The sequence below is a fragment of the Streptomyces sp. NPDC057474 genome (assembly GCF_042802555.1).
Classification (GTDB): Bacteria; Actinomycetota; Actinomycetes; order Streptomycetales; family Streptomycetaceae; genus Streptomyces.
Map to the genome: position 1 here is coordinate 65,576 of NZ_JBHVDX010000020.1, position 9,895 is coordinate 75,470.

A 9,895-nucleotide genomic window follows, 5' to 3' on the forward strand; every position below is an offset into this window, starting at 1 on the left:
TACCTCTGTACGATCACCGGTCACGCACGGGGTATCGCGGTGGAGGGGGCGGCGATGGACGACAAGTCGGCTGGACGAAGAGGTGGTTGGCGGCTGCGGGCCGCCGCATCGGGGGCCGCTGCGGCTGTGCTGCTCGGCGGTTGCAGCGCGGGGGCTTCGGAGCGGGCGGCCGAGCCCGGGGCCAAGGCGTCGGGGTCCTCGACGCCTTCCACTTCCGCGTCCGGGGAGGTGTCGGCGGAAGGTGCGGAGCCGTCGGCGACGCCGTTCGAGGCGGACCCGGATCGCGTACCTCGTTCCAGGGAGCAGGGCGCCGTACTGGCGGAGGCGGTCGCGATGCGGCCGCAGGACTGGGGCGCGGGCTTCCAGGCGCAGCCCCTCGCCCGTAGCGCCGAGGGCACTGTCGCCCTACTGGACGAGGAGTGCCGGTGGCAGCGCCGGGCACTGCCCGACGACGTGCTCGCCTCGCTGTCTCTCTACAGCGAACTGCCGGGCACCGGGAAGCGCGGCACGGTCAAGGTGACGGCGACGGCGACGGTGCACACGACGGTGCTCGGTGCCGACGACCATCTGTCCGAAACGCTGGAGGAGGCGCTGCGCTGCCCGGAGCAGCAGGTGCGCGCCGACGAGCGGATCGCGAAGTTGATGTCCGTGGGCACTCCCCGCGGCATGCGCGGCAACAACTACGCCGACGACTCGATCCTGGAGACGGGCGTCTATCTGACCGGCGGCGGCGAGGCCATGTACCGGTGGATGGTCACACGGCTCGGCCAGGTGACCGTGACGGTGTCGCTGAAGGGCGCCGAAGGCCTCACCGTCGACGAACTGGAGCAGTACATGACGCGTGGCACCACCACCATGCTCGACCGGGTGAGATACGAGCTGGGCGGAGGCGAGGGCTGATGGAGCGGCTGCGTTCTTCCGATCCGGCGCGGATCGCCGACCACCGTCTGCTCGGCCGGCTCGGCGCCGGCGGCATGGGGGTGGTGTATCTCGCGCGTACGCCGGCCGGTTCGCTGGTGGCACTGAAGGTGCTGGCGGCTGAGTACGCCGAGGACGCGGGTTTCCGGGAACGGTTCCGGCGTGAGGTCGAGGCCGCCCGGCGCATCAGCAGTCCCTGGGCGGTGCCGCTGGTGGACGCCGACACGGACGCGGAGGCGCCGTGGCTGGCGACGGCGTACGTGCCCGGTCCGTCCCTGGCCGAGGCCGTGGCCGCGCACGGGCCGCTCACCGCACACGGGCTGCGGATCCTCGGGGGCCGGCTGGCGCTGGCGCTGGGCGAGGTCCACCGGGCGGGGCTGGTCCACCGGGACCTCAAGCCGGGCAACGTACTGCTCGCGCCGGACGGGCCCCGGCTCATCGACTTCGGCATCGCCAGGGCGCCCGAGGACACCTCGCTCACCGCGACGGGGTTCGTGGTCGGCACACCCGGCTATCTCTCGCCGGAGCAGGCCGAAGGGCGGGGCGGTCAGACCATCGGCGCGCCCAGCGACGTGTTCTCGCTGGGCTGCGTGCTGGCGTTCGCGGCGACGGGCCGCCCGCCGTTCGGCACGGGGGCGCTCGACGCGCTCCTCTACCGGGCCGTGCACGACCCGGCCGACCTCGACGGTGTCCCGGCCGCGCTGGGCGACCCGCTGTCCCGCTGCCTGGAGAAGGACCCGGACCGCCGGCCCGGGGTGGCGGAGCTGGTACGGGAGTTGCTGCCCGGAGAGGCTGCGGAGGGTGCCGTTTCCGGGGAGGGAGTGAAGGGTTCGGCTCTCGGAGGGGCGGCGGCGGGTTCGGCTCCGGCCGGGGCGGCGGACGGTCCCGACGCAGGGTCCGGTGAGGCTTCCACCGAGACGCCTGCCGATGCCCCGGACGCCGAGGCCGACACCGGTGTCAAGGCCGACGCCGGTGTCAAGGCCGACGCCGGTGTCAAGGCCGATGTCGGTGTCAAGGCCGATGTCGGTGTCAAGGCCGATGTCGAGGCCGATGCCGATGTCGGTGTCAAGGCCGATGTCGAGGCCGATGCCGATGCCGATGTCGAGGCCGATGCCGATGTCGAGGCCGGCACCGACACCGACACCGGTGCCGGTGCCGACGAGACACCGGCCGAGCCCGCCGACGCCCCCGTCGATACGCCTGGCGGCGCCGACGCCCCCGCCTCCTGGCTCCCCGAAGAGGTCATCCGGCTGATCGCCCGGCGTTCGACCGAAGCGCTCGCGCTGCCGGACATCGACCACACCGAGATCTCGGCCGACACCTCGCGCGCGGACACCGCCCCTGGCGGCAGCTCCCCCAGCGGGACCGGTCCGCAGCGCTCCGCCTCCGACGACGACACCGCGTCCCCGGCGTCCGGCGCCGATGACACCCTGCCCACGGCGACCACAGACACCCCCGAAGCCCCCGCGAGGCGTCGCGTCCTCCTCGCCGGGGCGGGCGCGCTGCTGGCCGCAGGTGGCGGAGCCACCTGGTGGGCCCTGGGCGCGCCCACCGGCTCGGGCGACAAGAAGCCGACCGCCTCCGCCTCCTCCCGGCGCCCCGCCTACACCGTCGCGCTGCACGGTGACCTCAGCGGCGACCAGCGCGACACCGGCAAGGCCCAGGAACACGGACTGCGACTGGCCGTCGCGGAGTTCAACGCTCGACGGGACGCACCCTTCCAGGTGGACGTGCGGGCCGTGGACGACGCCGGCGACCCGGCCGAGTCGGCCCGGCTCGCGAAGCGACTCGCCGACGACCCTGCCGTACTCGCCGTGGTCGGTCCCACCACGGACGCGACCGCCCAGTCGGCGCTGGCGGCGTACGACGCCGCCCTCCTGCCCGTCCTCGGGGTGTCCCCCGGCGCCATCGGACTCTCCGTGCAGGGGTTCCGCTCGTTCCTGCACGCACGGCTGCCCGACTCGCTGCTGCCGTTCTTCATGGACCCGTTCCTGCGGAGCACCGGCTCGCGCAAGGTCGGTGTCGTCGTGGACCGGGCAGCCGACAACTACGGCTGGGAGGTCAGCAGCAGCCTGAGCAAGCAGCTGAAGTCGGCGGGACAGCCGTATCTGCCCCGGGTGGTCAGCACCATGCGGTCCGGCTTCGGTGACACGGTGGACGACCTGCTGGCCGCCGACACCGACTCGTTCGCCTTCGCCGGACTGCCCGACCGGGGCGCGTCGTTCGCCCGGACGCTGCACGAGCGCGGTTTCTCCGGTGCCCGCGCCTCCGGGCCGGCGCTGCTCGACCCGCGTTTCGTCACGGCGGCGAAGGAGGCCGCCGAGGGGTGGACGATCGTCGCACCGGTCGTCGACACGGCGGACATGCCCGAGGCGAAGGCGTTCGCGGACGCCTACCGGAAGCGGTGGAAGAAGGCGCCGCCCCCGTACGCGGCTGAGGCCTACGACGTGACCTCCATGGTGCTCAAGTCGCTCGCGGACCTCCCGTCCAAGAGCCGTACCCGCGAGGAACTGCTCGCCGCACTGCGAGCCGCCAAGTACCAGGGCATCACCAGGACTTACGGGTTCCAGCAGAACGGCCTGCCGGTCATCGACGGCACCGGCGGCTACCTCTGGCGCGTCGAGGACGGAGCCTTCGTGTACGGCGGCCCCGCGCCGCTGACGGCCTGATGGAGCCGCTGCGCACCGCCGATCCGTCGCGGCTGGGCGACTACCGCCTGCTGCGGCGGCTCGGCGCCGGCGGCATGGGTGTCGTCTTCCTGGCCCGCGCGCCGGGCGGGGCCTTCGCGGCGGTCAAGGTCGTACGGGCGTCCCATGCGGACGACGCGGGGTTCCGGGCCCGCTTCCGCCGGGAGATCGAGGTGGCCCGGCAGGTGGACAGCCCCTGGGTGGTCCCGTTGCTGGGCGCGGACGCCGACGCGGAGCATCCGTGGCTGGCGACCGCGTTCGTACCGGGCCCCTCGCTCGCGGAGGCGCTGGAGGGACACGGGCCGTGGTCCCCCGCGTCCGTGTCCGTGCTGGGACTGCGGCTCGCCGAGGCACTGGACGCGGTCCACCGGGCGGGGCTGGTGCACCGCGACGTGAAGCCGGGCAACGTGCTGCTGGCCCCGGACGGACCTCGGCTCATCGACTTCGGCATCGCGCGTACGCCGGAGGGTACGGCGCTCACGTCCACCGGCGTCGTCGTGGGCTCGCCCGGCTTCCTGTCGCCCGAACAGGCGCGGGCGCGCAGCGCCGGGATCGGCCCGCCCAGTGACGTCTTCTCGCTGGGCTGCGTCCTGGCCTTCGCCGCGACCGGCGTACGGCCGTTCGGCAGCGGCGCTGCCGCCGGGATGCTGTTGCGTACGGTCTACGACGAGCCGGAGCTGCCCGGCATCCCGGAGGCGCTGGAGCCGGTCGTACGGGCGTGCCTGGACAAGGATCCGGCGCGGCGGCCGACCGCCGTCGAGGTCGGTGCGGCGCTCGACGCGGCCGTACCCGCCGACCGGGAGCGGTGGCTGCCGGAGCCGGTGACCCGGCTGATCGCGGACCGGTCCGCGACAGTGCTCGCCATGGGCGCGATCGAGCCGACCCGGGTGTCCGTACCGGCCTCGACCGCACCGGCGGACGCGATCGCGAACGGGCCGGCGGACTCGGGCGCGGTGACGGTGACGTCCCTCAAGGAACCGGCAGCCGGTCCCCCGACCACGAGCCGCCGCGGCTTCCTGGCGCTCGGTTCCACAGGAGCGGTCGGGGTGCTGGCGGTCGGTGGCGGAGCCTGGTGGTGGAGCAACCGTGGCGATCGGAAGGCCGGCGCCGGCGCCTCGCCCTCGTCCGTCCCGCGCACCGAACTCGTCGTGGCCTTCCAGGGCGACCTCTCCGGCGCGACCGGCCGGATCGGGCGCGCCCAGCTCAACGGCGCCCGGCTGGCCGTCGCGCACGTCAACGCCGACGCCACCCGGCCGCTACGGCTGAAGCTGCGGGCGTACGACGACGGTGGCGAGCCCGATCGGAGCCTGGACCGGGCCCGGCGGCTGGTGGCGGACAAGCGGGTCCTCGCGGTGCTGGGCCCGACCACGGACGACTGTTTCCTCGCCGCGGAGACGACGTACACGAAGGCCGTACTCCCCCTCGTCTCGGTGTCGGTGGGGGTCACACCGCAGGTCAGGGAGACCGGCCTGTCCACGCTCAGTTCGCATGCGCAGCTGTCTCCGACCGATCAGCTGCTCGCCGCCCCGTGCAACGTCTATCTCACGGGCAAGGCCGACGCCCGCAAGGTGTTCCTGGTCGAGGACCGGGCCGAGGGCGACTTCGCCTGGACCCTGTGCAACTACATCCAGCGCGCACTGAGCCGCGACGGGAGGGACACGAGCGTCACGAGTGTCGCCGCCGGAAAGTTCGACCACACCGCGCTCGCCGGGAAGGTCGTAGCGGCTCGGGCGGACGCGGTCGTGTTCAGCGGGGGCCAGGAACGGGCGGGCGCCTTCGCGGCGGCGCTGCGCGGGGCCGGGTTCTCCGGGACCCGGATCGCGACACAACGGGCCTTCGGCACACGGTTCTTGAAGACTGCGGGCGCCGCCGCCGACGGCTGGGCCTTCGCCACCACGTTCATCGATCCGACGGCCACCCCGGCGGCCCGCTCCTTCACCGAGGCGTACGAGGCACGGCACGGGGAACGCCCCGGCTGGTACGCGGCGGAGGCGTACGACGCGGTGTTGTTCCTGGCCGAGGTGTGCGCGAGCAAGGACTCGCCCCTGACGGAACGCGGCGCGGTCGTGCGCCGGATGCACGAGGTGGCCTACAAGGGCATCAGCCGGACCGTCGCATACACCACGGACAACGGATACAACCACGACGCGCTGTTCCTGTTCCGCGCGACCGAAAGGAAGTTCGACTTTCTGGGGCAGTACCAGCGGGCGGATGTGTGAGGCCGGTCGCCAAGGCCGACCGTTCGGGCAGGTCGTCCGGGCAGGTCGTCGAGGGTGGGGTCACGACGGGCGTCGAAGGTGGGGTCGAGGGTGGTCATCGGGGCCGGGCCCGAGGGGCTATCTTGCCTTTATGTCGCAGGACTTGGTTCGCATCGTTTCCCGAGACTCGCCCATGGCTCTGGCCCAGGTGGAGCGCGTACGTGCCGAACTCGCCGTGCTCCACCCCACGCTTCGCACCGAAGTGGTCCCCGTGAAGACGACCGGGGACAAGTGGATGGGCGACCTCTCCAAGGTCGAGGGCAAGGGGGCGTTCACCAAGGAGGTCGACGCCGCGCTCATCGCGGGCGAGGCGGATCTCGCCGTGCACTGTGTGAAGGACATTCCCGCCGACCGGCCCCTCCCGGCGGGCACGATGTTCGCCGCGTTCCTCGAGCGGGACGACATCCGCGACGCGCTCGTGGACCCCGCCGGGCGCACCCTGGACGAGCTGCCCGCGGGGACTCGTATCGGCACGTCCTCCGTACGGCGCACCGCGCAACTCGCCGCTTCTCACCCGCACTTGGACTGTGTGCCGTTCCGCGGCAACGCCAACCGCCGTCTGGAGAAGCTCGCCGCCGGCGAGGCGGACGCGCTGCTGCTGGCCGTCTCCGGGCTGGAGCGGATCGGACGTGCGGATGTGATCAGCGAGATCCTGTCCGTCGAGACGATGATGCCGCCGATCGGGGCGGGCGTTCTGGCGCTGCAGTGCCGTGAGGACGACGCCCTCACCATCGATACCGTCAGCGGCCTGGGCGACCCGGACACCCACCGAGAAACACTCGCCGAGCGCATGTTCCTGCATGTCCTCCAGGGGCACTGCAACAGCCCCATCGCCGGGTTCGCCCGCACGCACCGGAGCGGCGAACTCTCCCTCCGTGCCTGCGTGTTCACCCCCGACGGCAAGACCGTCCTCAACGCCCACGAATGGGCCGGCCGACTCGACCCGGCGACCCTGGGTACCTCCGTCGCCGTCGCTCTGCTCCGCCAAGGCGCCCGGGACCTCATCGACGGCATCCCCCACTGACCCTCGTCCAGGTTCGCTGGATCGACCGGTAGTCGATCACGACGATGCTCTCCTGAGTCAGGGCTTCGCGGGCCTGGGGTGATGTGAGGAACTCGTAGTCCGTACGGCGCACCAGCCAGCCACCGTCGATCGCCTGCGAGGCCGGGTCGCCGAGACCGGGGTGGACGGCCCATTCGTTCAGTCCGGCCGGCAGGTCGCGCAGCAGCTGCCGGTACCGGGCCGCTTTCCCTTCGGTGTCGAGGGAGAAGCTGTCCAGGAAGTCGTTGTCGACGACCGGCAACCCCCGCTGTCGCGTCGCCTGCCGTCCGGGCTCCAGCCAGACCCGTGCCGCCAGGCCGTACTCGGCGGCCAGCCCCACCGTCAGTGCGTCGGTGTGCCTTGCGGTCAGTGACGCCGGGCGGCCAGCGGTGCCTGACGGCCTATGGTGCCTGACGGCCAGTGACGCCTGGCGGTCAGCGGTGCCTTGCGGTCAGTGACGCCGGGCGGCCGGTGGCGCCTGGCGGCCAGCGGTGCCTGACGGCCTATGGTGCCTGGCGGCCAGTGACGCCGGACGGTCGGTGACGCCTGGTGGTCGGTGGTGCCTGGTGGCGCGGTCAGCCGACGCGCCGGGCCAGGACCTGGCCCGGCCAGGTGTCGGATAGGAAGCGGTCGGTGGGGGTGAAGCCGTTGCGTTCGTAGAACGCGACGAGGCGGCCGCCGCCGCCCGCCCAGCAGTCGACCCGTAGGAGCTGTACGCCGGCCCGGCGGGTCTCCTCGGCGGCGTGGGCCAGCAGGGCCGCGCCGATGCCCAGACCGGCGTGCCGTCGGTCGGAGACCAGCAGCCGGACGTACCGCTCGGGTTCTCCGGCCGGTGCGATCGGCATCTGCGGGCTGGGGCCCGAGTCCAGCACCAGGGCTCCGACGGGTGTTCCGTCCAGCTCCGCGATGTACGGGGTGTTCTCGACCGTGTACCGCTCGATCCTTACCGCCCCGTCGGGCCGCCGCGAATACGGGATCGTGCCCCATTGTTCGGTGTTGCCGCGCTCGTTCATCCAGGCCACCGCCGCGTCGAGCATGCCGAGGATGGCCGGAGCATCGGCCGGGCCGCCGGGCCTGATCCGTATGCCGTGGGGGGTGTCGGTCACGGTGGCAGCCTGGTGCGGGTGAGGTGACGCGTGTTGTCCGGTGTGCGGCGGGGTGCGGCCAGGTCCGCTCACCGGGCCGTCTCCTCCGTGGGATCGTGTTCGGCGAGGCCGAGTTCGCGGTCGCCGAGCGGCGCGAAGAAGCGCTCCACGGCGGCGTCGGTGACATCGGCGAGGGTGGAAGGGGACCAACGGGGGGTGCGGTCCTTGTCGATGACCTGGGCGCGGATGCCCTCGACCAGGTCGGGGGTGGCCAGGGCGGCGCAGGAGACGCGGTACTCCTGCTCCAGGACCCGTTCCAGGGAGCCGAGCCGCCGGGCACGGCGCACGGCGGCCAGGGTGACCTTGACGGCGGTGGGCGACTTGGCGAGCAGGGTCTCGGCGGTCTCCTTCGCCGCGGGGTCGCCGTGGGCGAGCAGCCGCCGGACGATCTCCTCGGCCGTGTCGGCGGCGAAGGAGGCGTCGATCCACTCCCGCTGTCCGGCCAGCTCGCCGGGAGGCGGCTGCCGCACATGCCGGGCGAGGGCGTCCTGTACGGGCAGGGCGGCGAGGTCGTCGAGGAGGTGCCCGAGCGACATGGACGGTACGAAGTGGTCGGCGAGTCCGCACAGCAGGGCGTCGCCGGCGCCGATCTGCGCGCCGGTGAGGGCGAGGAGGGTGCCGAGTTCGCCCGGGGCCAGGGCGAGGAGGTGGGTGCCGCCGACGTCCGGTACGAAGCCGATGCCGGTCTCGGGCATGGCGATCCTCGACCGCTCGGTGACGATGCGTACGCTGCCGTGCGCGGAGACTCCGACGCCGCCGCCCATGACGATCCCGTCCATGAAGGCGACGTAGGGCTTGGGGTAGCGGGCGATACGGGCGTTGAGGTGGTACTCGTCGCGCCAGAACGCGGCCGAGGCGGTGCCGTCCCCGTCGCGGGCGTCGTCGTGGACGACGCGGATGTCGCCGCCCGCGCACAGCCCCCGCTCCCCCGCGCCGGTGATGACGACGGTCTCGACGGCCGGGTCGTGTTCCCAGGCGGTCAGTGCCTCGTCGACGCGCCGCACCATGGCGTGGTTGAGGGCGTTGAGGGCCTTCGGGCGGTTGAGGGTGATGTGGGCGGTCCGGCCGGCGGTGTGCAGGAGGACGGGCTCTTCGCCGCCGGTCATCGGCGGGTCTCCGTCAGGCCTCGGGCCACGCTGACGCGCATGTTCTCGTCGGTTCCTTCCAGGATCTGGCGGACACGTGGGTCCCGGACCATCGCGGTGGCACACCGGACGCGGCGACCGGCGACCACCCGTCATGAGACGGACCCCACTCCGAGCAGGAGCTAGTGTGATGCGCCAGAAGTCCTGTGGGTTAGTTCTGCTCTGTTTTCTGGCGGGTGGTTCCGATCTTGGTGAGGTAGTCGGCGAGGGAGTTGAGGATCTCGTCGGCTGTCTTGGTCCAGGTGAAGGGCCGCGGGTTCTCGTTCCAGGTGTCGATCCACGCAGTGATGTCGTCCTCCAGCGCCTTCACGGAGGTGTGGACGCCGCGGCGGATGAGCTTGTCGGTCAGCAGGCCGAACCACCGCTCCACCTGATTCATCCACGAGGAGCCGGTGGGGGTGAAATGGACGTGGAAGCGGGGGTGTTTGCCGAGCCACGTCCTGATCTCGGTGGTGTTGTGGGTGGCGTAGTTGTCACAGACGAGGTGGACGTCGAGTCCGGCGGGCACCGCCTTGTCGATCCGGATCAGGAACTTCTTGAACTCGATCGCCCGGTGGCGGCGGTGCAGTGCCGATATGACGGTGCCGTCGGCGATGTTGAAGGCGGCGAACAGGCTGGTGATGCCGTGCCTCAGATAGTCGTGGGTGCGGCGTTCGGGCATGCCCGGCATCATCGGCAGCACCGGCTGGGACCGGTCCAG

Annotated in this window: 7 protein-coding genes and 1 pseudogene; 4 read left to right on the forward strand and 4 right to left on the reverse strand. The window is 72.3% G+C overall.

Annotated elements, in window-relative coordinates; translation table 11 throughout:
- Positions 1-54 precede the first annotated feature (54 nt).
- From ACFU53_RS08600 to hemC, 4 genes are all read left to right on the forward strand, one after another.
- The gene (locus tag ACFU53_RS08600) at positions 55-900 is read left to right on the forward strand and encodes a hypothetical protein (RefSeq protein WP_383987699.1); all 846 of its coding nucleotides are present in this window, start codon (positions 55-57) and stop codon (positions 898-900) included.
- Positions 900-3,587, forward strand: coding sequence for an ABC transporter substrate-binding protein (locus ACFU53_RS08605; protein ID WP_383987702.1), 2,688 nt, complete (start codon positions 900-902; stop codon positions 3,585-3,587). The genes ACFU53_RS08600 and ACFU53_RS08605 overlap by 1 nt, the downstream gene beginning before the upstream one ends.
- Complete coding sequence (locus ACFU53_RS08610; RefSeq protein ID WP_383987705.1) at positions 3,587-5,824, forward strand: bifunctional serine/threonine-protein kinase/ABC transporter substrate-binding protein; 2,238 nt, start codon at positions 3,587-3,589, stop codon at positions 5,822-5,824. Before ACFU53_RS08605 ends, ACFU53_RS08610 begins: the two co-directional genes overlap by 1 nt.
- Before the next feature lie 130 nt (positions 5,825-5,954).
- Complete coding sequence (gene hemC / locus ACFU53_RS08615) at positions 5,955-6,887, forward strand: hydroxymethylbilane synthase (protein WP_383987708.1); 933 nt, start codon at positions 5,955-5,957, stop codon at positions 6,885-6,887.
- On the opposite strand, the pseudogene ACFU53_RS08620 reads toward hemC, so the two are convergent.
- From ACFU53_RS08620 to ACFU53_RS08635, 4 genes and pseudogenes are all read right to left on the reverse strand, one after another.
- Positions 6,865-7,251, reverse strand: a pseudogene (locus tag ACFU53_RS08620) (ChbG/HpnK family deacetylase); the annotation flags it as partial. The gene hemC and the pseudogene ACFU53_RS08620 sit on opposite strands and share 23 nt — an antisense overlap.
- A gap of 229 nt (positions 7,252-7,480) precedes the next feature.
- Positions 7,481-8,011 carry a GNAT family N-acetyltransferase gene (locus ACFU53_RS08625; protein ID WP_383987711.1) on the reverse strand — a complete coding sequence of 177 codons (531 nt, stop codon included), beginning with the start codon at positions 8,009-8,011 and terminating at the stop codon, positions 7,481-7,483.
- 68 nt (positions 8,012-8,079) lie between these two features.
- Positions 8,080-9,156: an enoyl-CoA hydratase/isomerase family protein gene (locus tag ACFU53_RS08630; RefSeq protein ID WP_383987713.1), complete on the reverse strand. Its 1,077-nt coding sequence runs from the start codon at positions 9,154-9,156 to the stop codon at positions 8,080-8,082.
- 190 nt (positions 9,157-9,346) lie between these two features.
- A partial coding sequence (locus ACFU53_RS08635) for an IS630 family transposase (RefSeq protein WP_383987716.1) occupies positions 9,347-9,895 on the reverse strand: 549 nt, incomplete at its 5' end.

Coding starts and splice junctions, on each gene's coding strand:
- ACFU53_RS08600 (WP_383987699.1), top strand. CDS start 55: ATGGACGACAAGTCGGCTGGACGAAGAGGTGGTTGGCGGCTGCGGGCC.
- ACFU53_RS08605 (WP_383987702.1), top strand. CDS start 900: ATGGAGCGGCTGCGTTCTTCCGATCCGGCGCGGATCGCCGACCACCGT.
- ACFU53_RS08610 (WP_383987705.1), top strand. CDS start 3,587: ATGGAGCCGCTGCGCACCGCCGATCCGTCGCGGCTGGGCGACTACCGC.
- hemC (WP_383987708.1), top strand. CDS start 5,955: ATGTCGCAGGACTTGGTTCGCATCGTTTCCCGAGACTCGCCCATGGCT.
- ACFU53_RS08630 (WP_383987713.1), bottom strand. CDS start 9,156: ATGACCGGCGGCGAAGAGCCCGTCCTCCTGCACACCGCCGGCCGGACC.